Annotated in this window: 23 protein-coding genes and 2 pseudogenes; 13 read left to right on the forward strand and 12 right to left on the reverse strand. The window is 58.1% G+C overall.

Annotated features, from left to right (window positions below; genetic code table 11):
• Positions 1 to 107: 107 nt before the first annotated feature.
• From EQW76_RS22230 to lhgO, 3 genes are all read left to right on the forward strand, one after another.
• Complete coding sequence (locus EQW76_RS22230) at positions 108 to 962, forward strand: NAD(P)-dependent oxidoreductase (protein WP_142831144.1); 855 nt, start codon at positions 108 to 110, stop codon at positions 960 to 962.
• 23 nt (positions 963 to 985) lie between these two features.
• Positions 986 to 1,825 (forward strand): SDR family NAD(P)-dependent oxidoreductase, encoded by an 840-nt coding sequence (locus EQW76_RS22235; protein ID WP_142831145.1) that lies wholly within the window; start codon positions 986 to 988, stop codon positions 1,823 to 1,825.
• 246 nt (positions 1,826 to 2,071) lie between these two features.
• On the forward strand, positions 2,072 to 3,277 hold the full coding sequence (lhgO, locus tag EQW76_RS22240) for an L-2-hydroxyglutarate oxidase (RefSeq protein WP_142831146.1): 1,206 nt from the start codon (positions 2,072 to 2,074) through the stop codon (positions 3,275 to 3,277).
• A gap of 211 nt (positions 3,278 to 3,488) precedes the next feature.
• Here the strand turns inward: lhgO and EQW76_RS22245 are convergent, their stop codons facing one another.
• Together EQW76_RS22245 and EQW76_RS22250 are read right to left on the reverse strand one after the other, a co-directional pair.
• Positions 3,489 to 4,169: a pyridoxal 5'-phosphate synthase gene (locus EQW76_RS22245; RefSeq protein ID WP_244615428.1), complete on the reverse strand. Its 681-nt coding sequence runs from the start codon at positions 4,167 to 4,169 to the stop codon at positions 3,489 to 3,491.
• Entirely contained in the window at positions 4,166 to 4,885 is a 720-nt protein-coding gene (locus tag EQW76_RS22250) for an HAD-IA family hydrolase (protein ID WP_142831147.1), read from the reverse strand. The genes EQW76_RS22245 and EQW76_RS22250 overlap by 4 nt, the downstream gene beginning before the upstream one ends.
• Positions 4,886 to 4,971: 86 nt before the next feature.
• On the opposite strand from EQW76_RS22250, the gene phnF reads away from it, so the two are divergent.
• Positions 4,972 to 5,718: a phosphonate metabolism transcriptional regulator PhnF gene (gene phnF / locus EQW76_RS22255; protein ID WP_142831148.1), complete on the forward strand. Its 747-nt coding sequence runs from the start codon at positions 4,972 to 4,974 to the stop codon at positions 5,716 to 5,718.
• Between the two features lie 374 nt (positions 5,719 to 6,092).
• Here the strand turns inward: phnF and EQW76_RS29910 are convergent.
• From EQW76_RS29910 to EQW76_RS22280, 5 genes and pseudogenes are all read right to left on the reverse strand, one after another.
• Positions 6,093 to 6,218, reverse strand: a pseudogene (locus EQW76_RS29910) (hypothetical protein); the annotation flags it as partial.
• A gap of 433 nt (positions 6,219 to 6,651) precedes the next feature.
• Positions 6,652 to 6,897, reverse strand: a pseudogene (locus EQW76_RS22265) (IS6 family transposase); the annotation flags it as partial.
• 199 nt (positions 6,898 to 7,096) lie between these two features.
• A complete protein-coding gene (locus EQW76_RS22270) occupies positions 7,097 to 7,954 on the reverse strand; it encodes a PhzF family phenazine biosynthesis protein (RefSeq protein ID WP_142831150.1) in 858 nt (285 codons plus the stop codon).
• Between the two features lie 6 nt (positions 7,955 to 7,960).
• Positions 7,961 to 8,590 carry a LysE family translocator gene (locus EQW76_RS22275; RefSeq protein ID WP_142831151.1) on the reverse strand — a complete coding sequence of 210 codons (630 nt, stop codon included), beginning with the start codon at positions 8,588 to 8,590 and terminating at the stop codon, positions 7,961 to 7,963.
• Positions 8,587 to 9,027 (reverse strand): VOC family protein, encoded by a 441-nt coding sequence (locus EQW76_RS22280; protein ID WP_142831152.1) that lies wholly within the window; start codon positions 9,025 to 9,027, stop codon positions 8,587 to 8,589. Before EQW76_RS22280 ends, EQW76_RS22275 begins: the two co-directional genes overlap by 4 nt.
• Before the next feature lie 124 nt (positions 9,028 to 9,151).
• Here EQW76_RS22280 and EQW76_RS22285 point away from each other — a divergent pair, with 124 nt between their 5' ends.
• The 3 genes from EQW76_RS22285 to EQW76_RS22295 all read left to right on the forward strand — a co-directional run bounded on the left by EQW76_RS22285 (position 9,152) and on the right by EQW76_RS22295 (position 12,301).
• Positions 9,152 to 10,522 (forward strand): PLP-dependent aminotransferase family protein, encoded by a 1,371-nt coding sequence (locus EQW76_RS22285; RefSeq protein WP_143123252.1) that lies wholly within the window; start codon positions 9,152 to 9,154, stop codon positions 10,520 to 10,522.
• Positions 10,523 to 11,080: 558 nt separating this feature from the next.
• Complete coding sequence (locus EQW76_RS22290; protein ID WP_142831154.1) at positions 11,081 to 11,647, forward strand: XRE family transcriptional regulator; 567 nt, start codon at positions 11,081 to 11,083, stop codon at positions 11,645 to 11,647.
• Positions 11,648 to 11,782: 135 nt separating this feature from the next.
• Positions 11,783 to 12,301, forward strand: a complete 519-nt coding sequence (locus tag EQW76_RS22295; RefSeq protein ID WP_142831155.1) for a GNAT family N-acetyltransferase — start codon at positions 11,783 to 11,785, stop codon at positions 12,299 to 12,301.
• A gap of 348 nt (positions 12,302 to 12,649) precedes the next feature.
• On the opposite strand, the gene soxR is transcribed toward EQW76_RS22295, so the two are convergent.
• Positions 12,650 to 13,099, reverse strand: coding sequence for a redox-sensitive transcriptional activator SoxR (soxR, locus tag EQW76_RS22300; RefSeq protein ID WP_142831156.1), 450 nt, complete (start codon positions 13,097 to 13,099; stop codon positions 12,650 to 12,652).
• 100 nt (positions 13,100 to 13,199) lie between these two features.
• On the opposite strand from soxR, the gene EQW76_RS22305 reads away from it, so the two are divergent.
• Together EQW76_RS22305 and EQW76_RS22310 are read left to right on the forward strand one after the other, a co-directional pair.
• The gene (locus tag EQW76_RS22305) at positions 13,200 to 13,670 is read left to right on the forward strand and encodes a VOC family protein (RefSeq protein ID WP_142831157.1); all 471 of its coding nucleotides are present in this window, start codon (positions 13,200 to 13,202) and stop codon (positions 13,668 to 13,670) included.
• 333 nt (positions 13,671 to 14,003) lie between these two features.
• Complete coding sequence (locus EQW76_RS22310; protein ID WP_142831158.1) at positions 14,004 to 14,858, forward strand: Abi family protein; 855 nt, start codon at positions 14,004 to 14,006, stop codon at positions 14,856 to 14,858.
• A gap of 219 nt (positions 14,859 to 15,077) precedes the next feature.
• Here the strand turns inward: EQW76_RS22310 and EQW76_RS22315 are convergent, their stop codons facing one another.
• From EQW76_RS22315 to EQW76_RS22330, 4 genes are all read right to left on the reverse strand, one after another.
• Positions 15,078 to 15,824: a GntR family transcriptional regulator gene (locus EQW76_RS22315; protein ID WP_142831159.1), complete on the reverse strand. Its 747-nt coding sequence runs from the start codon at positions 15,822 to 15,824 to the stop codon at positions 15,078 to 15,080.
• A 172-nt stretch (positions 15,825 to 15,996) separates the two neighbouring features.
• The gene (locus tag EQW76_RS22320; protein ID WP_142831160.1) at positions 15,997 to 17,127 is read right to left on the reverse strand and encodes a sugar phosphate isomerase/epimerase family protein; all 1,131 of its coding nucleotides are present in this window, start codon (positions 17,125 to 17,127) and stop codon (positions 15,997 to 15,999) included.
• 90 nt (positions 17,128 to 17,217) lie between these two features.
• Complete coding sequence (locus EQW76_RS22325; protein WP_142831161.1) at positions 17,218 to 18,081, reverse strand: amino acid ABC transporter permease; 864 nt, start codon at positions 18,079 to 18,081, stop codon at positions 17,218 to 17,220.
• A gap of 4 nt (positions 18,082 to 18,085) precedes the next feature.
• Complete coding sequence (locus tag EQW76_RS22330) at positions 18,086 to 19,006, reverse strand: ABC transporter substrate-binding protein (protein ID WP_142831162.1); 921 nt, start codon at positions 19,004 to 19,006, stop codon at positions 18,086 to 18,088.
• A 517-nt stretch (positions 19,007 to 19,523) separates the two neighbouring features.
• Here EQW76_RS22330 and EQW76_RS22335 point away from each other — a divergent pair.
• Genes EQW76_RS22335 through EQW76_RS22350 form a run of 4 tightly spaced genes read left to right on the forward strand, consistent with a single transcriptional unit; the run spans position 19,524 to position 23,456 of the window.
• Entirely contained in the window at positions 19,524 to 20,738 is a 1,215-nt protein-coding gene (locus tag EQW76_RS22335; RefSeq protein ID WP_142831163.1) for an ABC transporter ATP-binding protein, read from the forward strand.
• A 17-nt stretch (positions 20,739 to 20,755) separates the two neighbouring features.
• Positions 20,756 to 21,805, forward strand: coding sequence for an extracellular solute-binding protein (locus EQW76_RS22340; protein ID WP_244617008.1), 1,050 nt, complete (start codon positions 20,756 to 20,758; stop codon positions 21,803 to 21,805).
• 9 nt (positions 21,806 to 21,814) lie between these two features.
• Entirely contained in the window at positions 21,815 to 22,642 is an 828-nt protein-coding gene (locus EQW76_RS22345) for an ABC transporter permease (protein WP_142831165.1), read from the forward strand.
• Entirely contained in the window at positions 22,635 to 23,456 is an 822-nt protein-coding gene (locus tag EQW76_RS22350; protein WP_142831166.1) for an ABC transporter permease, read from the forward strand. The genes EQW76_RS22345 and EQW76_RS22350 overlap by 8 nt, the downstream gene beginning before the upstream one ends.
• The last annotated feature ends 24 nt before the right edge of the window (positions 23,457 to 23,480 follow it).

Here is a 23,480-nt window from a genome sequence, read left to right on the forward strand (position 1 = left end):
ATTCAACGTTTGTCAAGCAGGGTGCAATCAGAAATATTGTTGGACTACGGACGGATTTTTCGCTTAACTTGCTCTGCGACGCGGGGTCGGCGGAGGTAAATGCAGGGATGCATATCTTGGTGACGGGGGCTGCTGGACTGCTTGGCCGCCATGTGGTGGAGGCTTATCGTGCCGCCGGCTTTGCCGTTACGGCCATGGACATCGTCGGCAACGAAAGCGGCGATATAGTCGGGGCCAACCTTTGCGACCTTCCTACAGCGACGGCACTGATCAGGGACGTTGATTGCGTGGCGCATATCGCATCGATACCGCGCCCCGTAGGCTACGCGACAGATGATGTCTTCAGAACGAACATGGCCCTGATGTTCAACGTGCTGACCGCCATGGAAACGGCCGGCATAAAGAAACTGTTGTTTGCCTCATCCTTTAGCATCATCGGCCTGCCGTTTGCGCCGGCTCCGGTGCAGCTCGATTTTCTGCCAATCGACCAGTCCCACAGAGCCCAGCCGCAGGACATCTATGCCGTGACAAAATGGCTGGGTGAGGAGATGGTTGAAGCCTGGGTCAGACGCACCGGCGGGACGGCAATGAGCATCCGGATGCCCTGGATACAAACACCGGAGAGTTTCTTCCGGGATGTCGGGCCGCGCCGCCAGAGCTCTGATGCGCCTCTGGATCTTTGGGCCTATATCGACGCAAGGGATGCCGCAGAGGCTTTCGTCCGGGCTGCCAGAGCAGAGGCGACAGGTCATGAACGCATCTTCATTTCGGCCGACGATACCTATAGTGAAACGCCGTCACATCAACTGCTCGAGACGCACTATCCGGATTTGGAACTGCGGGAATATCTAGATGATCACGGTAGCCTCCTGTCGAATGCGTTGGCGAAGGATCTTCTGGGGTTTCAGCCACGTTATTCCTGGCGTTCTTACCCTGACCCGCTGGTTGCACACGAGATCTGAATCAAGAAGAGGCGTGCATCGAAATGACATTCGTACAGGATTTTGCAGGCAAGACAGTGCTTGTCACCGGCGGTGGCGGGGTCATAGGCAGTACGGCCGCCAGGATGTTTCTCGAGCGCGGCGCGAACGTCGTGCTGGCAGATATCGACGGGCAGACATTGGAAAGTAAGGCGTCAATGTTCGGGGTCGGGGACCGACTGGCAATTGTTGCTGGCAACTTGTCCGACGAGACCGCGGCGAAGGGAGCGGTCGATCTCGCTCTCAGGACATTCGGTCGTATCGACGTCGTCTTCAACAATGCGGGCATTTCGGGCATCGTCGCGCCGGTACATCTGCTCGAGGCGTCGGACTGGGACGCCATTGTCAACGCCAATCTTCGTAGCATGTTTCTTGTGTTGAAGTTTGCGGCAGCGGCGATGGTAAAACTGCAGATTGCCGGCAAGATCGTGAACATGGGATCATCAATGGCCGGATGGGACGTCCTTTCTGGAGGCGCTGGCTATGCCGCCACCAAGAGCGCCGTCGTCGGCCTGACCAAAGTCGCCGCCCTGGATCTGGCGCGCTATGGTATACGAGTGAACGCGGTATGCCCCGGTGTGATTGAGACGACGCTCGGTGTGCCCGGCATGCGAGGGGATGAAGACATTAAATCGGCGGTCGAGCATTTCGCTGAGCGGATTCCGCTCCGGCGGATCGGTCAGCCGGAAGACGTGGCAGAAATCGTTCTGTTCTTGGCCTCGGATGGGGCGCGCCACGTCAGTGGCGCGGCGTGGCTGGTGGATGGTGGACAGACGCTGCAAAGCTTCTCAAATGCGCCGACAAAGGGCGTGTATCCAAAGCGGATCAGGTCGATGGATGAGTAGATTGATCGATAACGCTGCTGGGGCCATTAGCTCAAAGTAGGTGGTGAAAAGAGCTCGGAGAATTTAACTCTGAATTCCGCTATGAATTGCGGTGAAACAGAGCGTTAGCCGCGCCTGCGCTGTTCCGTAGATAAGGCGGATGAGCTGTTCATCGAACACGTAACTCTGGGCTTGGCTGCATCTTTTCGATGGGGCAGGCAACGCATGTTTTTCGAACCACCACCAGAAGAGGTACCGGAAAAGACCATGTCCAGGCGAATTGCAGTGATCGGAGCGGGCATCAACGGCCTTGCCGTGGCCCGACAGGTTATGCTGGATCATTCGGGCATTGCCGTCACCGTCTTCGAAAAGGAGGCGAATGTTGCCCAGCACCAGTCGAGCCACAATTCTGGCGTCGTGCATGCTGGCCTCTATTACGAGCCGGGCAGCCTGAAGGCGCGGCTTTGTACCCGCGGCGCCGAACTAATTCGCGACTACTGTGTCGCCCACGCGCTGCCCTATGACGAATGCGGCAAGCTTGTGGTGGCGCTCAAGGACGAAGAACTGCCGCGGCTGGAGGCGATCCACAGGCGGTCGATCGCCAATGGCGTGCCTGGGGTCAGCCTGATCGGGCCTGAGCGGATGCGCGAAATCGAGCCGAACGGCGTCGGCATCCGGGCGCTACACTCGCCGCGCACGGCCATAGTCAGCTACGAGGTGGTAGCCAGGCGCATCGCCGCCGAAATCAAGGAGTGGGGCGCCAGCCTCAGGCTCGGGACGAAGGTCGCCAAGATCACCGAAAGCAGCGACGGCGCCTATGTCGAGGGTGCCGAAGGGCGGCTCGACGACAAGCCCTACGACCATGTCATCGCCTGCTCAGGCTTGCAGTCGGATCGCCTGGCGTGCGCCTCGGGTGACGGGGACGAACCGCGCATCGTGCCGTTCTTCGGCCTCTACTACGTCGTCGACGCCGCCTTCAGAAAGCACGTAAAGGGGCTGATCTATCCGGTTCCGGATCCGCGCTTTCCCTTTCTCGGGGTGCACTTCACTAAGCGCATCGACGGCGAGATTACTATCGGCCCGAATGCCTTCATCTCGCTCGGCCGCGAAAACTATTCCGGCCGCCGCTTCGACCTGCGCGACATCGCCGATTTTGTCACCTTTCCCGGCTTCTGGAAATTTGCGGCCCGCAACAAGGCGGTGGCCATCCGAGAACTGAAGACCGTTCTCAGCCAGAACACCTTCGTGGCTGAAGCGGCGAAATATGTTCCGTCCCTTGCAGACGTAAAGGTAGTGCCCGCTACCCGAGGTATCCGCGCCCAAGCTATGAAGAACGACGGCCGGTTGGTAGATGATTTCGTTATCCGCAAGGCGCGATATGTGACCCATATTCGCAACGCGCCGTCGCCCGGCGCCACATCATCCTTAGCAATTGCCGAGCACATCGCGAAAGAGATCGGGGCATTCCAATAGGGTCCATAAATTTGGTCTGGCAACTAGCGTTGAGCCAGTCGATGTCCCGATGACCGAATCTCAACTCGATTCTCGAACTCATGAGGTTCCATAAATGGGCGTTACGCTTTCATCCGGTTGATTTCGTAAGAATAAATTTTGCGGCTGAGTGGTCGGCGGTTCGGTTCCTATCAAGCGGAAGGCTATATAAACGCGTCATCGTTTTCCCCCTTTATGGCCAGAGACGGTTCATTTCCCAAGTCAACCCGTCTCCAGCAAGGGCGTACTGCAGACGGATATGGTTACGATCCGTTGCTCCTTGCCAGAACTCAACAACGACGCGAGAGACGGCATACACGCGCCAACCCGGTGCAACGTGGTCAGGGTTGGCTGCCAGGAAGGCCCGGGCGTCAACAATACGTCGCTCGAGCTCTTGCCTATCTTTCAGACCGTCGCTTTGCTTCGATGCGATCGCGCTCACTTTCGAACCCGCGGGTCGGTCCAGAAAATCCTCGGCGCATTCTTCGGCAGAAAGCGCGACGGCCTCGCCACGTATACGAACCTGCCGACCAAGGTCGGGCCAATAGAATGTCAAGGCGACCTTTGGCATCGACCCTATCTGCTTGCCCTTAGGGCTTCCGGCCTTCATTGCGAAGTGCCAGCCGCGCTTGTCGACATTTTTTAAAATAATAACTCGGGCATCCGGCCAGCCGTTCTCATCTGCCGTGGATAGCGTCATCGCATGTGGCTCTTTGATGCCAGCAGCCAAGGCATCGTCAAGCCATATTGTGAAAGCAGCGTGCGGTGTGTCGGGAAACCCCTCCACGTCCATATGAGGAAGCGGTCCTTTGAGGGAGGGTATCTGACGCAACTTGTCTTTCATCGACAACTGGCCCGGATTAGAGCTGCTCATGGTCGGTGTTCCTTGGGGATAATTGCGGGGATTGTGGACAGGGCTGTCGCGGAAAATCCGATATCGTGAGTGTCTCGCCCAAGTAGGATGGTCGACAACCCAGCAGCTTGACCGCCAGCAATGTCCGCGTCGGGGTTGTCGCCAATCATCCACCGAGCCCGACCGGGAGCCAGCGATTCAATCGCATATCGGAAAAGTGCTGGTGATGGTTTTTCAAGGCCGATCTGCCCTGAACAAAAGACTTTATCGAAATGGATGCTAAGCCCCAACCCATCCATCAGCGATGGGAGCTCGGGAGCAAAGTTGAAAATAACTGCGTGGTGCCAACCGAGGGCAGACAGGTGTTCCAATACCTCGACGGCGTCTGGGTCTACCTGCCAACCAGCAAGATCCAGATAGATCTCGCGCGATCTTATTGAGACCGATATGGCCAAAGTCTTTTCCATGCCAAGGGTGACAAGAGCCGTTTCGGCGGCGGCGAGGATAGGGCTCCACCATCCATCTGCGTTTCCTGCCCAGGAATGCGCAAGTTCGTCACGGTGCCAGGGGAAGGCACCTGATAGGAATGGCCTGATGATATCAGCAGTACAGGTGAATGTGGGATCGGCAACAGTGGCTGCAGCTTCCAAAGCGCTTGTATAGCGCCCCTTACGTACGGCAAGCGTTCCCTCAAAATCCCAGAGGAGGTAGTTTTTTGAAACCTGGTTTGACAACATCGAGAGCCCTGGAACGTATGACCTCTTAACGGTATGATTGTCCCTAAAGAGGTATATACCTCTATCATCGTCAACATGACATTGGAATGACAAAGGGCATGGGCCTTATAATGTCGAACGCTAAATCTGAGAAGCAACCGCTATGGCTGCAGACGGCTCACAAAATCCGTAGACGGATAGAAGAAGGCGTCTTGAGGCCCGGCGAGAGAATGCCTTCAAGTCATCAGATTGCCGAAGAGTTTGCGATCAACCGCATGACGGCCCGGCGTGCCCTGGCAGAGCTGGAGAAGGACGGGCTTCTTCGCATCCTTCATGGTAACGGCACCTTCGTCGCCGATGCACCGATACCGTATGCCATTGGGACCAGGGTAAGGTTTGACCAAAATCTGGAAGCCGTGGGCGCCGTTCCGGAAAGAATAGTCCTTCGGCGCTGGTTGGAACCGGCAACTGAAGAGGTGGCAGCACAACTGGCGTTGTCGATCAGAGCGCCGCTCATTGTGATGGAGATCGGTGCTTATGCCAGCGGCCATCCAATCGGGATTGGGAGGCGTTATTGCTGTGCGACAAGATTTGCTGGTTTCGCAGAGATTTTTGAGGAGCTTGGCTCAATCAGTATGGCGCTGAAGCAGTTCGACATTGACGATTTTCAAAGAGCCAGCACAATCGTCGTCGCCAGGATGCCGACGACCGATGAATGTGAGTTTCTCAGGTCCTCGAAATCTCAGCCTGTCTTGGCATACAGCGCGATCGATGTGGCTCCGGCGGACGAGCCGATATCCTATTTTACGGGTTGTTTTTCGGCTCGTGCGGTTGAAATGCACATTTTCGCCTGAGCACTCGACGGTTCGATCCTCTCCAAGGCGAGAGGTCGCCTGATAGCGGTGTGATCGTCTCAACGAACCGATCCACTTCTCTCGGCAAGCCTTGTCTTGAGAGCCAAAAGCTATCACTGGCGCGTCTGGCGACCTCGCCTGTCGAGGTGAGCCCATCCTCCGGGGAAGGCTGCCAATAGACTCTTGTCAGCCGATCAGACCTTCGCTCTCTATGCCCTTCGTCAGCTCCAACGCCTGGTGCTCGAACAGTCTGCGATAGATCCCGTTCCTCCGTCGTATAAGGCGAGCGTGGGTATCTTCCTCAGCGATATGTCCGTGTTCGCCGCCCGTATATCCTGCCAGGGAGCAGCTGGCTGCGGTGCCCTGAACCGCATGGGCCCTAACGGTGGTGCGGCGAAGGGAATGCCGCGCCAGCTTCGCACCCCATCCGTCACGATGCCGGCGAAGAAGCCGCTTTCGATCTCAACGGCGAGACTGCCGTGGGGGCTCTGATCAGACATGCGCTGCTCCTTCGAGTGGCGCCGTTTCTGTTGTCAATGCTTGGCGCGGAATGGGCGTGGGACCATCCAGCCCCGGCAAGAAAAAACGAGATCCGTTCCGCAGTGATGGAGAGGGTAGCCGGCGTCGCCTCACAGGGCGACAAACCGAGTGCCGACGCGCGCATGGGCGGCGCTATGGCAAGGTCCCACAGAAATTGCGCATTGGCTACGATCGCGTGCTCCTCTGCCGGCTGGACAAGGCGAAGAATAGGGTAAAGGCGGCTCGTGGCCCGAAGCGGACGTCTTCCAGCACTGGCACGATCTCCGGAAAATGGTCTGCCTGCGCGACAAGGGTAAGTTCCATCGCGATGATGTCCGGATGCAGAAAGAAACGAAGCAGATCCTGGCAAACGTTCAGCAACTGATCGGCTACGGCCCGATCTCCGGCGCATTTCACAACAATCTCGTCCAGATGCCAAACATCGCCGGGGCGGCCCTGCCGTCTCCGCAAGTTGTGGGCGATATGGGGTCCGAACTTGGCGATCCAACGGCGGATCGTCTCATATGAAATATCTCTCTCACGCTCGAGTAGCATTAGCTCAACTTCACGAAGGCTCAGGTTGAACGGTAGGTAAAGCCAGGCCGCGTGAGAAACGATCTGCGGCCCAAAACGGTGACGCTTGATATCCGGTGTTTGCATCGCCGAAATTTACGCCCAACCCAAAACGTAGGCAACTGCAAGCCGGTGAACTTGACAACACCCATGCAGGGATATCTGTTCTCGAAACCTGTGTTTGAATCGGTAGCGAAGGATATCGCAGCTCTCAAAACCTGCCAGATTTGAGCAAACGGATGTTTTCCAACATAGTCGAGTGCTTTTGCGAGAGGCGGTTGCGTCACTATTCGATACCGGAAAGACCGAGCAACGTCCCCTCGACATGCGTGCGGGTTTGGCCGCCGATCCAGACCTGGCCCTCGTCATCCCGGCCCACATGAACACGCCCATTACGACCGAGACAGGTGCCCTGCGCGGCTATGTAGTCAGTATCCACCACGCGGGTCGCAAACAGCCACTGCGCCAGCGAGGCGTTGAGACTGCCGGTAACCGGATCTTCCACTATCGTTCCCAGATTGTCGGTGAAGAAGGCACGAACCTCGAAGGCGGCATCGCCGCCGAGAGCATGGGGGCCAATCACGCCGATGTCGATCCGCCGCGGCCAGCTCCGTGCCGGCTTGAGCGACAGAAGCTTTTCGGCCGATGCCAGCCGGATGCCGAGCCACCCCGGACCGTTGTCGATCCAGGCAGCATCGACGATCTCACGGCTATCGATACCAAGGAACTCTTGCGCTTCCAGTCGCTCCCCATGGGATGGCGCGCCCGAGCGGATGAGAGGCGGAGCAGCGAAGGAGAGCCGGTCCTGATCGCGCCGAATTTTGACCAGACCCGCCCCGCACTCTTGGATGATATTTGATCCGCCTTTCGGCACCCAGCCGCTCTTCAGCCAAACGTGGCAGGTGCCGAGTGTCGGATGCCCGGCGAACGGCATCTCCCGATCCAGCGTGAATATCCTGACGCGATAGTCGGCGACCGGATCTATAGTCGGCAGCAGGAAGGTCGTCTCCGACAGGTTGAACCAGCGCGTGAGGCGCTGCATCTCCTCGGTGGGAAGAGCCTCCGCACCGATGATGACAGCCAGAGGATTACCGGAGATCGCGTCCGAACCAAAAACGTCGACCATTTGAAACGAAAGGCTCATTCGATTTTACCTCCCAGACGCGAGCAGCTTCAGACCCGCAACAGTGAACAAGGCGCACAAGCCGCTTTCGATCCACCGTCGCAGTCGTCCGTAAATGGCGATCATCGGCGCAGTCGAGAACAGCACCGCATAGCCTCCAAAGACGAAGACGCCCAGCAGCGCGCAGCCGCCGATGATCGTCGGCAGCACGCCGGAGGGCGTATCGTTCCGAAGCCCCAGCGACATGATCGCGATCCATGAGAGGACCGCCTTTGGATTGCCGATGTGCATGAGAATGCCTTGTCGATAGAGCTGGCGATAGCGAGGAGGAGGCACATTGGTCCGTGTCGTCAGCACGTCGGAGGTCTCGCGCATGGCCGATCGTCCCGCGCGAAGCGCCAGATAGAGCAGATAGACACCGCCCAGAATTTTGATGACGAAAAGCGCGTCCGCATAGGCCGCCAGCACTGCGGACATGCCCGTCGCGGCGAGGATCGCCCAGAAGAGCGATCCCGTGATGACGCCGCCCGCCAGTGCAAGGGCGGGACCGCGACCGTCGCGCATCGCCGTTGCCATGATCGCCATGTTGCTCGGCCCCGGACTGGCCGTCGCGAGGAGATAGGTGGCATAGACGAGCCCGATCTGGCTGGCGATCATCGAACGGTCTCCCCAAGTAGCCGCCGCTCCCCACGCGGATCAAGGTCGCCGCGATAGACGATGTGGGTCTTGTTTACATCGGGGTCGCGCAGATAGGCATCACAATACCCCTCGCCATAATGCGTACGGGCGCCCGGTACGCCCTCATCCGTGCCGATGTTCGCCAGCCCCGAGGTCCATGACGCGTTCACCGCTTCGGTTGTGGGCGCTAGGAAAGCGGCGATACTGCCGTTGCTAACCGTTGCCGGTCGCCCGTCGTGCGGGCTGTACACATAGAAGCGCGGGAGTGGCGCGTCCCCAGACACCCAGCATAGTGCCAGAGGGCCGTCATCGGGGTTGACGTCACGTTGCCGCAACCCGAGCGGTGCGAGAAGTGCATCATAAAAGCGGCCCGCTCGCTCAGGACCCCGGGTTCCGACAGTGACATGGCTGAACATGCGCCCTCCATGCGTCCGTCTTGGCGGACGTACGCTCATTAATTGATCGAGCTTGCCCTCCTATCAATTGTTACACTTGTGCGCTATTTGAATAGTGTCACATGACACTTTTGAGGTATCCGGCATGCGCATCCAATCCCCTTGGGCACCGCGCCTCGCGGACATCGAAGCCAGCACCGCTGACCGGCTGGTCCTAGCACTTGCAGACGACATCATTGAAGGGCGATTGAAAGGTGGCGACCGTCTGCCAGCCCATCGCGATCTCGCATGGAAACTCGGGATCGGTCTCGGCACCGTAACCAAAGCCTATGGCATCGTTGAGAGGCGCGGCCTGACGCGGAGCGTCAAGGGTCGAGGCACCTTTGTGACAATACATCAGGCCCACGAAGGGCGGCAGATCGACCTTTCGTCCAACACGCCGCCGGCCATGCTCACCGAACGCCTCCTGACACGCACGCTGGCCGGGATCGCCAGGAGGATCGACGCAGACCAGCTCAATCTCTATGCGCCGCCTACCGGGCACCTTGAACATCGCCGTCTCATGGCACGCTGGCTGGAAACACAGGGCGTACCGGCCGACCCATCATGTGTGGTCCTTACAGGCAATGCCCGTCAGGCTATCGCACTGGCTTTCGATCTTGCCTGCGGTCGGCAAGGGGTTATCCTGACCGAGAGGCTAACCTACCCCGGTGCGATTGCACTCGCCCGGCGCAAAGGACACCGGATCCTCGGTGTTGAAATCGACGCGGAAGGCATGATCCCGGAAGCGCTTGCGACAGCCCTCGCTAGTGAAAAGGATGGCGAAAAGGTAGTCTATCTCACGCCGACGCTGCACAATCCTTCCACCGCGACAATGGGATCGGCACGACGACAGTCGATCGTCGATATTTGCTGCCGTGCCGGCGCCCGGATCATCGAAGACGGCGTTTATGCCTTCGCGTCCGGCCTGCCGCCGCTGGCAGCTTTAGCGCCGGACATTACGCTTCACGTCAATGGATTTTCGAAGTCGCTTGGGCCGGGATTGCGGATCGGCGTGCTGGCGCTACCGCCCGCTATGATGGACGCGGCAGAGGACATCGTGCGGGACATGCCGATGCAGCCGGCACCTCTTTCCTGTGCGCTGGTGGAGGAGTGGCTGGCGAGTGGTGTCATCGCATCGGTTCAAAAGGATCTCGTCCATGAAGCTGCGCGCAGATCGCGTCTGGCCGCCTCGGTTCTCGGCGCCGCCGGTCTCATCACCGATCGGGCAGCGTGCCACGCCTGGCTGCCCGCGTCGCGCGATTTCGCCGATAGCCTCGTCACAGCCGCTGCCGCGAACGGAGTCAAGCTTACGCCCCCTGCATCGCTAATGGTCGAAAGCGAGGATCAAACGACCGGCATCCGGCTTTGCCTCGGCGGGCCGTCGTTCGACGAATTGACGCTCGCCCTAAGCGGGATCTCAGGACTATTGAAGAATGCGCACTATATCAACGTCGGTCGTCAAAACTCGGGATGATCCGCGCCGACATTGGAGCCTGATGGCGGCGGATAGGTGGACCTGAATAGCCGAGGACGTTCGGCCTCTCTCGGGACTCGCCAAACACGACTGCTTCGCCTTCCCAAGCCGCGCTTGTCAGCCCGTTCATGCCAAAACACCTGAGCGCCTTGAGAAAAGGCTGGATTGGAGGGCGGCAGAGAGCCATAGAAGCACGCAAGGTGCGCTGGACCTCCAGCCAAACATAGAAGCGCATACCGTCGATAGACGACGATAATCCTCGTGGCATTCCCCTCTTTGCGTTACGCCAAGCCGTCCTTGTCGCCGAGGTGCTGAACTTCCATTACGCGGCAAATGTTCTTGGAACAACCCAATTGAACGTCAGCGCCCGGGTCAAGGGATTGCCAGATGCCTGAACGGGAAAAAGCGGACATGGAACGCATCAAGCGCTTCTTCGCGCCCGTAATCTCGTCGGACACCTTCGTCCAATTTCCGAAGCAGGGCGCTTAAACGCGAACTCGAGCGTCGCCACAACAGACTCCCATTGTAGGCAGCCAGCTTGTCTACTATCGTGATACGATGAGCAAAGAAGATGATGTCGACCGTCGTATTGGTGCCCGCGTCCGGATTGAACGCGAGAGCAGAGGATGGTCTCTCTCAGAGCTTGCGGAGAAAGCGTCGGTCTCTCGCGCCATGATCTATAAGGTGGAGCACGGAAATAGCAGTCCGACGGCCAATCTTCTTGGAAAGCTCTCAGGCGCGTTCGGATTGAGCATGTCTACGCTGATGGCCCGTGCCGAAATTAAACAGGGGCGTATGCTCCGAAAGGCCGAGCAGCCTCTCTGGACCGATCCGGCAACAGGATACATTCGCCGACATGTATCGCCGCGATCAGATTTTCCTTTCGATATCATACACGTAACTCTCCCGGCAGGTACGGAGGTGGCGATGCCGGCCGCAGCCTATGCTTTCATTCGACAGCTCATCTGGGTTCTTTCGGGAGAGCTCGTGTTCGTTGAGGGCGGGTCTCGGCATGCGCTGATGGAAGGCGATTGCCTGGAGCTTGGCCCACCCACGGACTGCGTTTTTATAAACGAGACGGATTCGGGCTGCACCTACGCTGTTGCTGTGCTGACTACCTCGTAGGTCGCTAGCCGAATTCTCACACACCGTTTCAGCAACGTTGCATTTCGCTGCCTCGAAGCAGCACTAACTGGCTTGTCGCCAATCGTCTACTATGGTAGCGATACGTAACTACATAGTAGACGAATTGAGGGCAATATGGAAATTCGAGACGCTGCTCCGGCGGATGTTAGGGCCATTGCAGATATCTACAACCATGCGGTCGTGAACACCACTGCGATCTGGAACGACGCGCAGGTGGACGCTTCCAATCGTGCGGCATGGTTGGCGGATCGGGAGCGGCTCGGCTATCCGGTTTTGGTTGCCGCTGAAGATGACGGCCAAGTTCTTGGCTACGCTTCGTTCGGAGATTGGAGAGCATTCGATGGCTATCGCCATACTGTTGAACACTCGGTCTATGTGGGTATCGAGCAACGCGGCAGGGGTATTGGCGAAGCTCTTATGCGGGCGCTGATAATTCGCGCAAGAGAACTTGGCAAGCATGTTATGGTGGCCGGGATCGAGGCGCGGAATGTCTCTTCAATAAAGCTTCACGAGAAGCTTGGCTTCGAGACTGTCGGCAACCTTAAAGAGGTTGGAACCAAGTTCGGTATATGGCTTGATCTCGCGTTCATGCAAATCATTCTCGATGCCAGGAAAATACCTTACGAAGGTTGAGCGCGATGTTGGACCTCGGCGTATTCTTCATGCTGGTCGCAGCGGGTGCCGCGATAGTAGGTCAAAACATACTGATGGTGCAGATCTCCGGAAGCGTTCCGACCGTCCTGATACCGCTTGCTATGAATGCAGGCGTTGGGCTCGTCAGCTTATTGCTATGCGGAAGCCCATAAGCCTCCGCTTCCATTGCGGGTCTACCATGGAATGCCCCGAGAGCGTGGCGCGAGACGGGCCATCATCTGCGAGGAGTGAATATATTGGCAGCGCCGCTCCCCGAACGAAGCTCATTTCGCCGCCGAACTGCTGATCGTAAGCGCGGAAAGTCTGCAGCTCAGTGGCTCGGCTGCTCTATTCAAGGAGGACCGCTCCATTGCCGCTGGCGCCGAGTATGTCGCCAGGGTTGCGCAAAGGACAGTCCTTGACGGATAGGCACCCGCACCCGATACATCCTTCAAGGTTGTCTCTCAATTGCGTGAGCTTGTCCATCCGCTTTTGAAGCGCTGCTCTCCACAAATCCGCCAGATTTTTCCAATCTTCCGCATTCGGCGTTCGCCCATTCGGCAGCGACAACAACGCATGACGAATTTCAGCAAGCGGGATGCCGGCCTGCTGGGCGATTTTGATGATAGCAATGCGGCGTAAAACCTCTCGCGGATAGCGCCTTTGATTGCCGGAATTACGCGAGGCCGACAACAGCCCTTTCGCCTCATAAAAGTGGATGGTGGACACGGCAACGCCACTGCGCCTGGCAACCTCGCCCACCGCAAGCTCCCGATGAATATCTATTTGTGTCGTCATGGCCCTTGACCTCAACCATAGTTGAGGTCGTATGAACCGTATCAGCTCATCAATCAAGCGTCGGCAACGGCGTTCAGTACGACAGACAAGGAGTTGATCCGTGATCTCAATTAAAGGACTTTACGAAACCCACCTGACCGTTTCGGATCTTGGTCGCTCCATTGATTTCTACCAAAATACCGTAGGTCTGGAATTGGCGCACACTATCCCGGAGCGAAACGTGGCGTTCCTGTGGATCGGCGGGCGTGAACGATCCATGCTCGGTCTCTGGTCCATCCAGAGCTCTCCCTTACGAATGAAGCTGCACATCGCTTTTCAGACGACGATCGATGAAGTCACGGAGGCTCCTGCCTACTTGCGCTCAAAGGGCATTGTTCCTCGAAATGGCGCAGGAGACGAAATCCAGGAGCCCATCGTGTTTCCCTGGATGCCAGCCTCCAGCGTTTACTTCAATGATCCTGACGGACACTCACTCGAATATATTGCAATTTTGCCGGGACAGGCTAGGGCGGACATACCCGGTATAACTACGTTCTCGAAATGGAACCGGCTACACGATGTCGAAGGATAATGCATGCTCAGTCGAACATAGGATATGAACGTAGTTGGGGGGGACATCTGCTCACAAAATGCCTCGATCCGTTGTTTTCGTTGGAAAAGGCGCTCTATGAGTAAGGGGCAATGGTTCGATTCCTATCAAGGCGAAGACGTTGTGATCTGGTCTAGAACCTGTGAGAGTGCCACCTTGATCTTAGCATGACTGCGCGCCAACCAATCCGCTCTTACCCAAAAAGAGGTGAGTGGATATTGCTTGAAACTTTTGCCCAAGAGGGCTATGTAGGGAGCGTCATGGGCTGCCACACGACTCCTTCGGGAAGTGCAAAAGGGTGGCCCTTCTTATTTCATGGCACTTATTCCTTACGTCAAGGCGCACGCGACGGCGGCGCAGAGGATTGCCCATCTGAGGGCAAAGGGGCTGGTTATAAGCCGCCCGAATGTCGCTGCCCGGAAAATTGAGGCCATCGGCTATGAACGTCTTCGCATTTATTTTCTGAGCCGCAGGCAGACGAACGTCACGGGCAAGCCCTTTATAGCCGGCACGAAGTATCACGACATCATCAGCCTATATGAATGCGATGCCGAGTTGCGTGACGCCTGCTTTCTTACCGTCGGGCAGTTCGAACTGCTGTTACGCAACAGCATGTCAGAGGCTTTGAGCGCGGGGTTCGGCAGTCATCCCTACTACCATGCAAGTGCATTCAAGGATTCGAGTGCAAATCTCAATGCCCTTCAGACCTTCGCCAAGGTGTATGGGGCTTCCAAGGACCGGAGGGCGAAGCACTATCGGGACACGTATAGCACCCCTGTTCTGCCGCCGATCTGGACGATGAAGGAATTTCTGACATTCGGAGCGTCTTCGCGGATTTTTCAATGCCTCGAAGGTTCAATCAAAACAAACATTGCGGCTCAATTCGGAGTGGGTTCGGATCAGGTTTTCACTAGCTGGATCGAAGCCCTTGTGGATTTACGTAACATCTGCGCTCACCATGACCGGCTTTTCAATCGCAGCTTACAAAAGCAGCCAAGTCGATTAAGAAGTGCGAGCGTTCCGACAGCGGCGCCAAACAAGCTGAAAGCTATCCTTGAATGCCTCGATTACATGCTCTCCAAACGAGGCTCCCCAGCCGGTATTAGCGATAGGGTACGCCGCATTATATTACAGTACCCCGAAATGCAGCTGGCTGAAGCCGGCTATTAGCAGATCCGCTGCACAGCTCGATAGCGCAATGACTGGGTCTGCGGTTCGTGTCACGAGATAAAATCCCATTAGAGCGACCACGAAAAAGAATATTTCTCAAGGATTTAGCAAAGTCGACTTAGGGGCCGGCTGTTCGGTTCCTTTCAAGCGCAATCGACTGTTTTGTCCACCCTCGGCACTTTACAACAAATTCAGCCGAAGGATGACTGGCGACACAGCTCAGGAGAAGTTTTCAAGCACCGCCAGGAACGTGTGCCGGTCGCCCTGTCCCTCCGTCAGCTTGACGCGCTCTTCGATGTCGGCGAGGTGGTGGTCCATCAGCTCTTTCGCTTTAGTGGCATCCTTGGCCTTCACGGCGGCCACGATCATGCGGTGGTGGTCAGCACCGCAATCATCCTTTCGGTCTTCCTCGTAAAGGGCCATGACCAGCGAAAGGCGCGCCACGATCTTGGCCAGCATCTCGGTCAGAACGGCATTGCCGGCAATCTCCGCCAAGGCGATGTGGAACTTGCCGGACAACACGGTCTTGGATTTCTCATCGCCATGATGATGGATGTGCTCTTCCTCATCCGTCAGCCTCTGCAGTGCATCGAGCTGCTCGTCCGTTGCCCGCTCCACCACGAAATCGAGCAGCATCCCCTCGATTTTGCGGCGTGCCTCGAACAGGCTTTTAGCCTGCTCGATACTCGGCTCGGCCACAAAGGTACCTCGGTTTCTCTTTCGCTCCAGCAGATGGTCGCTTTCAAGAACGCCGAGTGCCCCGCGCACGACCGTGCGGCTGACGCCAAAGTGCTCGGCGATCGCCTCTTCCAGGATTTTCGTGCCCGGCTTGAGCGCGCCTTCGCCGATGGCGTTTGCCAGCGTCGTACGGATACGCTCGGAAATATCGTCGTTGTTGTCGCTTGTATCCACTGGGCTGGTGCCGGCGGGAATGGATTTGGCGCTCTGGCGGCGCGACTTCTTCATGGGGGTCTCCGGTCCTGCCTGCCCATCGACATGAGAGCGGCAGATCATTCAAATCAGATATTCGCCTGCGATAATTATTTCCATAATTATCTTCTTGCGTAAACAGCTTTGCTGGCAAGGTAATCTCGGTCCAGATTCGCTGGCGAGACTATCGCCAGCGAATCCAGCTGTTTCAGGCGGCCTTCTGCCGCGAGACAGTCGAGGACAGGGGAATGCCCTTGTCGATGCAGATCGACTCGATATGGCTGGCTGATGCCTGGATGAAGCCGATGGCTTCATTGAAACCGTAAGGCTGGTTCTCGTAGGTCGGGTAGCCGTACTTGCTGCTCTCGTAGCCTTGCCAATCCATGACTTCGCCAGAGCGGACGCGAGCGTCGTAGGCCTCGATCATGATAAAATAGGCCTCCAGCTCGGTCGCCGTCAGGTCCGGGTGGGCCGCCCGCCAAATCGGATCATCGATCTCAATACACTGGCGTGGGTTGGCCTTGCGTCGGTTGTCGTCGGTCGACTGGGCGACTTCCAACGACAGATTCAATGCAGGATTGGCATCGGCAAGGATCGGGATGATCGCCGAGAAATCGACGATTCCGTTGCCACAGGGCCGGGTCTGGAAATCCAGGCCACCCGGCGCGCGGTTCACATAGGCGTCCTTGATATGGGTCTGGCGCACGAAGGGTGCGAGGCGCTTGGTGGCAAAGACCGGATGCTCGCCGCGCTGCAGCATGTTGGCGGTGTCGAGCACGACGCCGACGACATCGGCTCCGACGTTTTCGATCAGCCGGAGGATTTCGAAGGACGTGATCTCGTCGTGGGTCTCCATGTTGAGATGGACGCCGTTTGCGCGGGCAACGGGCGCAAGTTTCCGGAGAACCTTCTCCATGGCGAGGAGCTGCTCTTCCCAGGTAACGTCGGTGCGGAAGCGGTCGTTGGCAAGCCTGCCGGGATAGACCGCCTTGAAGTTGCCCGGTGAGACCCAAAGCTCGAAGCAGCCGATGGCTGCACCAGCCTCGATCATGCGGGAAAAGCCGGCGATGATGTCGCCGCCGCCGATTGCCCGGAATTCCGGCGCTTCGGCGCTGCAGTAGGGGTTGATCTTGCCGACGCCGCCTTCAAGATAGAGGCCGAGTTCATCGGCCTTGGCGCGGATTTCCCGCAGCTGGCCGAGGTCGAGGTCGGGGCTCATGTCCAGCATCGTGCTGAAGAAGATGCCCTCAAGGCCGAGTTGCTTGACGTGGTCAAGGCTGGCGAGGGCCCCCCGTTTTTTGACCTCCGGCAGTTTCAGTCCGTCGATTCCCAGTTTCATGGCAGTCTCCTGGTCGGATGCGCTTCAATGGCGATCCTTGATGATCTTGTGCAGCTGGTGATTTCCGATGGCCGGCGATGCTCGCGATCGCTAGGTTCGGGGTTTTCTGGCCGAGGTACGATCCTTCGGCAGAAGGCTTTGCTCGAGAAAATGCTGGCCGATGGAGGCTACGCTTGTGATCGCGAGGTACCAGATCGAGGCGACGAACAGCATTTCGATGACGAGGAAGTTGCGGGCGTAGATCGCCTGCGCCTGGGTCAGAAGATCCTGCATGCCGATGACCGAGACGATGGCGCTGGCCTTCAGCATGCCGATCGCTTGGTTTCCCGTCGGGGGAACGATCAGGCGTGCCGCCTGCGGCAGGATGATTGTCCACAGGGTCTGCCGTGATTTCAGACCGAGGGCGGCCGCGGCGTCGCGCTGGCCCCGATCGACGGAGACGAGACCACCGCGGATGATTTCCGACATGTTCGCGGCCTCATGCAGACCGAGGGCCAGGAAACCTGCTAGCGATGGCGTGACGAGATCGTTGATCGAGATGACATGCGTTCCGATGCCGATCTGCGGGATGAACAGGGCGATATTGAACCAGAAGAATATCTGGACGATCAGCGGCACGCCGCGAAACCACCAGACGAAGGCCGCCGTGATCGCCTTAAGAACGAAATTTTGGCTTGTCGCCATCAGGGCCAGAAGGCATCCGAACACGATCCCGAAGGTCATGGCGGCGACGGTGAGTTCGAGCGTCAGCACGACCCCGCTCAGAACGGACGGATCGAACAGGTATTGGGGAACCTCGGACCACTGCACGCTCTGGCTCTGGGCGACGATAAAGGCGAGGACGGCCAGCACCAGGATTGCAGCCGTTCCTGTTGCCACCTGGCCCCACTGGATCGACCGTGTTGGGGGCGGAGCAAGATAGAGCGTTGTGGGTGTTGCGCGAAACAGGGCCATCGGCTCAATCCGCAGGCATGCTGGTTGCATCGTTCACCTTCACGGTCGGAACGGCCAGCGCTTTAAGACCCCATTTCTTCATGATCGCTCCGTAAGCACCGGAGACGCGCATCTGCTCCAGCGCGCCAACGACCGCATCGCGCAAGCCTCCACTATCCTTGGCGACCAGCATGCCGAGGTAACCGGTCGCAAGGCGTATATCGGGAAGCGCCTGCAGGCCCTTGCCGTTTCCGGTCTGGTGTTCGGTGGTGTAGACGCTGGTGGCGTAGCCGTTGACCGTGGCATCGGCGCGACCCGTGCGGACGGCCTGGAGGACATCGGGCATCTTGGGGATCGACAGGATGGCGATCGGGGTCGCGCATTTCACTGACGCTGCCTCGACCATCTTCGCCTGGAATGTGCCGACCGGCACGGCTACCTTTCTGCCGCAGAGGTCCGCCATGGACTTGATGGCAAGGGGATTACCCTTGATGGTCATGATCGTGGTGGCATCATACATGTAGTCTATAACGTCGACCCGCTTTTCCAGCACCGGATCGTCATTGATCCCCGATATGGACATGTCGAAGCGCTTTGCCAGGATCGAGGGAACGATGGCAGCCCCTGCGCCGACGTCGGTCATCTGAACTTTGACTCCAAGGATGACCCCGAGCGTGTCGGCGATATCGGCGTCGATCCCGATAAGCTTGCCATCCTCGCCATGGAAGCTGATGGGTGGCGTCAGGTCAGTTGCGATCTTGAGTGTGCCAGACGACTTGATAGCGGCGGGCAGCATGTCGGCCAGCTGTACCGTGAGCGTGGCTCCGGGAAGTTTGGCAACGTCCATCTCCTGTGCGCTACCGTGTGCAGCAAAGGCGGAGGTAGCAATCAGAGTGGCGACTGCCCTTGTCAATCCTGTCTTCAAATGTCCCGGTACGCTTCTCATGGAATCCCCTTTGCAGTTTCCTGTTGGCGCGACATGCTGAAATCATCGATGCAATCGTCGTGCCAGTCATAGGGGGCGAGGGATTAGGAGTTTGATATGTAACGGTTATATCTAAATCATCGGATTTATGGAAATCTTTCTTATATAGTTTCGCATAGATATTCGCATAAATTATGGTCAGTATCTGCCTTGAAGGTTTTTGATGTTCACATTCTCTCGCTTTTTAGGCTCACATAGGTCAAATTTGATGTTTTTGACAGCTGATACACACGCCAGTCTGCTCCAAAAGGCCAGAATCGCGGGTTTGAGGAGCCTAATACCTCGCTTCTATCGCTTTAAAATTGCGCGACTCTGCTGAAAGTTTGAGCGAAATAACACTTCGCACAAAGTCGTGCATTTATATAATTATAAAGGTTCGAACATCTATAAATCGTGTAATGTGTCTCAATAACAGTGGCTTGTGATTTTCATACACCCGCTACCTCGAAACTGGCACAGCCCTTGCAGCATGGTTCTCATGAACAACCTCGTTGCAACATTGCCCTCCAAGCTTTCCTTCCGCCTCCCATCGGAAAGCACCGAGCCACATGTTGCTGCCGCGCAACCGCAGGGAAGCCAGATGTCGGACACCTCGCATACTTCTGATCGGACCCGCCTCAGCGTCCAGGGATTGACGCACAGCTACGGCGGCCAAAATGCAGTCAGTGATGTCTCTTTCGATATCGAGGCAGGCGAGATCGTCGCACTCCTCGGCCCGAGCGGCTGTGGCAAGTCGACCGTCCTGCGGGCGATTGCCGGCCTGATCCTGCCGAAGGCGGGCAAAATCGTTCTCGGCGATACCGATCTCGCGCATCTCTCGGCCCGATCCCGCGGCATCGGCATGGTCTTTCAGAACTATGCCCTGTTCCCGCATCTGACGGTTGCTGAAAACATCGCCTATCCGCTGGCCTGCCAGCAGGTACCGCGTGCGGAACGAAAGGCTCGCGTCGAAGAAATGCTGTCGCTTGTGCGGCTCGGCGGCTTCGGCAATCGCCTGCCACGGGAGCTCTCCGGCGGCCAGCAGCAGCGCGTCGCCGTCGCCCGCGCCATTGCAGGGCGGCCGTCGCTCCTCCTGCTCGACGAACCGTTCGGGGCTCTCGATCGCGCCCTGCGCTTCGACTTGCAGGTGGAACTGCTGCATTTGCAGAAGACCCTGGGGATCACCACGCTGATCGTCACGCACGATCAGGAAGAGGCGCAAAGTCTGGCAAGCCGCCTGGTGCTGATGAACAAGGGCAATGTCGAGCAGATCGATACGCCCATGGCCGTCTACGATCAGCCGAAGACCCTGTTCGTCAACACCTTCATCGGCCAGGCAAACCTGCTGCAGGGAACGGTCAAGGAACTCGGGGACCAGCGCACGGTGATCAGCCTGGCTGAGGACAGGACGTTGCGCCTTCCACGCCGCCTTAAGTTCACCGTCGGTTCCCCGGTGACGGTTGCCTTCCGGCCCGAAGAGGTGCGCCTGTCCCCACACTCGACCGAAAACTCACTGCCCGCCCGCATGACCGTCTCGGTGCCCCTGGGTCCGACCCTTGTTCATGACCTTTTGCTTGAGGACGGCACAAACCTGCGGGCCTCCGAGGTCAGAAGCCCATCCACCAGCATCCCCGAACGGGGCGCGCAGCTCTTTGCCAAGATCGATGCATCCCGGTGCCATGTCTTTCCCGCCCAATCCGAAAACGTCCAGTGAAGACTACGTCAACAGAGGTGACCATGATGAAGAACGTTCAAATGACCCGTCGTGCATTCGGCTTCCTGGCTGCAGGTGCCGCCGCATCAGCCATGCTTCCGCGTTTCGCGCAGGCAGCCGGCGGTACGGCCGTTGCGGCAACCTTTCCCGGAAGCTGGGAAGACGCCTACCGCACCGTTCTCACTCCGATGCTGCAGAGCGGCGGCTATGACCTGACTGTTGCGCCGGCCATGGCACAGGACCAGCTTGCCAAGGTCATGGCAAGTCCCGGCAACCCTCCCTACGACACGCTGCTGATGTCGCCGGGCCAAATGGCAGTGGCCGTCGACAATGACCTGATCCAGAAGATTGATCCGACCAAGCTCAAGAACTGGGACAAGCTCGACAAGTCCTTCCAGGGCGAATACGGCCCGACCGTGACCATCGAGGTCAACGGCATCGCCTACAATCCTGACCTCGGTCCGAAGCCGAAGGGCTATCGCGATCTCTTCGAGAACCCGGCCTACAAGGGCAAGGTTTCCTGGACGGGGTTTGCGTCGAACACTGCCGTCATGGCCTATACCGAGATTGCCAAGATATTTGGCACTGGCCCAAACGACATGGATGCCGTCTTCAAGCTGTTCAAGGATAGCCCGGAACAGCGCCAGGGCGTCGTCGATAGCACCAACCACCAGATGACGCTCTTCCAGCAGGGCGAGATCGCCGTCTTCATGTGCAGCACCAACAATGTGGCGCACTTGAAGAGCCTTGGTCTGAACGCCGAGTTCGTCCATCCGGAAACGGGCTCGCCCGCAGCCCCCGTCAACATCCACCTGGTCAAGGGCTCGCAGAACCTCGAGGCAGCCTATGCCTACATGGATGCTGCCATCTCGAAAGCCGCCCAGGACCTGCTCAAGGAGCCGCCGACGGAGATGTTCCCGACCAACCGCGATGTCGAGCTGACCCCGAGCATTGCGGCCTATGTTACCCGCGAACAGCTCCCCACCATGGTCTATCCCGATTGGGTCGCCATCAACAAGAACCGCTCGGACTGGATTCGCCAGTTCGACGCACTCGTTGCCGGTTGAGGTGACATCATGAAGGCGAGCGGCTTCCCATACGTCGTACCGATGCTTCTGCTTTCGGTGGTGTTTTTTGCAACGCCGCTCGCCGTCCTTGTCGGCTTCAGCTTCGTCAGTCCCGGCGGTGCTAGTCTTGAACACTATGCCCGCTTCTTCGGCGATTCCTTCAATTTCCGGGTCCTCGTCAACACCGCGCGGCTTGGCGTCGAGACGGTTATCGGCACGACGCTGCTCGGGATTCCGATCGCCTTACTCTATTGGCACGGTGGCCGGAACCTGCGGCAGGTCCTGATTTTCCTCACTCTCATCCCGATGCTGACCAGCAACGTGGTGCGGACCTTCGCCTGGATCGTCATTCTTGGACGCCAGGGTCCGATCAGCGAGACACTCGTTTCCCTTGGCATCACCGGCATGCCGACCAGCCTCCTGTTTACCGAGACCGGTCTGGTCATGGCGATGTGTCAGATCGACCTGCCGTTGATCATCCTGCCCTTGATCGCCATTTTGTCACGGACGCCTCAACAGCTTACCGAGGCGGCACAGGTGTCCGGCGCTGGGCCATGGCGCATCCTGGCAACCGTACTCCTACCGCTGATGCTCCCCGGATTGCTGGCTGGCTGGATCCTGGTCTTTGCGAGCACCAGCAGTTCCTTCGTGACCCAGGCGGTGATTGGCGGCGCGCGGAACGTCTACGTGCCGCAATTGATCTACCGCGAGGTTGGCACGCTGTTCGACTGGCCGTTGGCCTCGGCGATTGCCGTCGTGCTGCTGCTGTCGACGGGCTGCCTGCTTGTCGCTCTCACCATGATTTCCCGTCACAGGAGGTTGGTCGGCCATGCTTGATCGTCGAGAAAATCCCATCCCGGCACTTCTCTACAGCGTCTTCGTCTATGGTTTTGGCGGTCTCTGCGTCAGCTATCTGATCGCGCCAATCGTCATTGCCCTGATGATGTCCTTTACGTCAGGCCAAACTTTGAAATATCCCCCACAAGGGTTTTCGTTCCGCTGGTACCAGGCGCTGCTCGATCCCGTCCGCTCGGCGACCGAACAACTTGCTGCCTGGAACTCGCTGAAGATCGCTGGCCTCGCAGTCCTCGGCTCGCTGCTGTTCGCCGTTCCCGCCGCCATCGGCATGACGCGAATGAAGCGAGGGACCGTCAGCACGATCGAGCCACTTCTTCTGGCACCGCTTGTCCTGCCCAGCCTTGTCTATGGATTGGCGGCACTGATCGTTGCCAACTTCATTGGTTTCCGGCCGTCGCTTTGGCTGACGATCGCAGGCCATGTCGTGGTCTTCGGGCCGCTGATGTATCGTGCAGCCTCCGTCGTTGCCCAAGGGATCAATCCCTCTCTTGCCGAGGCATCGACGGTCATGGGCGCGAACTGGTTCACAACCTTGCGGCGGGTGACGCTGCCGCTTTTGATGCCGGGTATCTTGGCGGGTGCGCTCCTCGTCTTCATCCAGTCGCTCGACAACGTCTCCGTCTCGCTCTTCCTTGCCGACGCCCGGACCACGCTCCTGCCGCTCAGGATGTTCGCGTTGATCGAGGAATCCCTCGACGTCCGCGTCGCTGCGATCTCCGGGATTTTGATCGCCGTGACGCTGGTGGGGCTGCTCGTCGCCAGACGCGTCCTCGTCCCACAGCGGCAAGCCTAGCTCACACATATCGAACTCGAACTG

Origin of the sequence: Rhizobium sp. rho-13.1 (assembly GCF_007000305.1) — a bacterium.
GTDB classification, from domain to species: Bacteria; Pseudomonadota; Alphaproteobacteria; order Rhizobiales; family Rhizobiaceae; genus Rhizobium; species Rhizobium rhododendri.

Excerpts from the sequence above, each read along its gene's own strand:
- EQW76_RS22230 (WP_142831144.1), top strand. The coding sequence starts at position 108 with ATGCATATCTTGGTGACGGGGGCTGCTGGACTGCTTGGCCGCCATGTG.
- EQW76_RS22235 (WP_142831145.1), top strand. The coding sequence starts at position 986 with ATGACATTCGTACAGGATTTTGCAGGCAAGACAGTGCTTGTCACCGGC.
- lhgO (WP_142831146.1), top strand. The coding sequence starts at position 2,072 with ATGTCCAGGCGAATTGCAGTGATCGGAGCGGGCATCAACGGCCTTGCC.
- EQW76_RS22245 (WP_244615428.1), bottom strand. The coding sequence starts at position 4,169 with ATGAGCAGCTCTAATCCGGGCCAGTTGTCGATGAAAGACAAGTTGCGT.
- EQW76_RS22250 (WP_142831147.1), bottom strand. The coding sequence starts at position 4,885 with ATGTTGTCAAACCAGGTTTCAAAAAACTACCTCCTCTGGGATTTTGAG.
- phnF (WP_142831148.1), top strand. The coding sequence starts at position 4,972 with ATGACAAAGGGCATGGGCCTTATAATGTCGAACGCTAAATCTGAGAAG.
- EQW76_RS22270 (WP_142831150.1), bottom strand. The coding sequence starts at position 7,954 with ATGAGCCTTTCGTTTCAAATGGTCGACGTTTTTGGTTCGGACGCGATC.
- EQW76_RS22275 (WP_142831151.1), bottom strand. The coding sequence starts at position 8,590 with ATGATCGCCAGCCAGATCGGGCTCGTCTATGCCACCTATCTCCTCGCG.
- EQW76_RS22280 (WP_142831152.1), bottom strand. The coding sequence starts at position 9,027 with ATGTTCAGCCATGTCACTGTCGGAACCCGGGGTCCTGAGCGAGCGGGC.
- EQW76_RS22285 (WP_143123252.1), top strand. The coding sequence starts at position 9,152 with ATGCGCATCCAATCCCCTTGGGCACCGCGCCTCGCGGACATCGAAGCC.
- EQW76_RS22290 (WP_142831154.1), top strand. The coding sequence starts at position 11,081 with ATGAGCAAAGAAGATGATGTCGACCGTCGTATTGGTGCCCGCGTCCGG.
- EQW76_RS22295 (WP_142831155.1), top strand. The coding sequence starts at position 11,783 with ATGGAAATTCGAGACGCTGCTCCGGCGGATGTTAGGGCCATTGCAGAT.
- soxR (WP_142831156.1), bottom strand. The coding sequence starts at position 13,099 with ATGACGACACAAATAGATATTCATCGGGAGCTTGCGGTGGGCGAGGTT.
- EQW76_RS22310 (WP_142831158.1), top strand. The coding sequence starts at position 14,004 with ATGGCACTTATTCCTTACGTCAAGGCGCACGCGACGGCGGCGCAGAGG.
- EQW76_RS22315 (WP_142831159.1), bottom strand. The coding sequence starts at position 15,824 with ATGAAGAAGTCGCGCCGCCAGAGCGCCAAATCCATTCCCGCCGGCACC.
- EQW76_RS22320 (WP_142831160.1), bottom strand. The coding sequence starts at position 17,127 with ATGAAACTGGGAATCGACGGACTGAAACTGCCGGAGGTCAAAAAACGG.
- EQW76_RS22325 (WP_142831161.1), bottom strand. The coding sequence starts at position 18,081 with ATGGCCCTGTTTCGCGCAACACCCACAACGCTCTATCTTGCTCCGCCC.
- EQW76_RS22330 (WP_142831162.1), bottom strand. The coding sequence starts at position 19,006 with ATGAGAAGCGTACCGGGACATTTGAAGACAGGATTGACAAGGGCAGTC.
- EQW76_RS22335 (WP_142831163.1), top strand. The coding sequence starts at position 19,524 with ATGAACAACCTCGTTGCAACATTGCCCTCCAAGCTTTCCTTCCGCCTC.
- EQW76_RS22345 (WP_142831165.1), top strand. The coding sequence starts at position 21,815 with ATGAAGGCGAGCGGCTTCCCATACGTCGTACCGATGCTTCTGCTTTCG.
- EQW76_RS22350 (WP_142831166.1), top strand. The coding sequence starts at position 22,635 with ATGCTTGATCGTCGAGAAAATCCCATCCCGGCACTTCTCTACAGCGTC.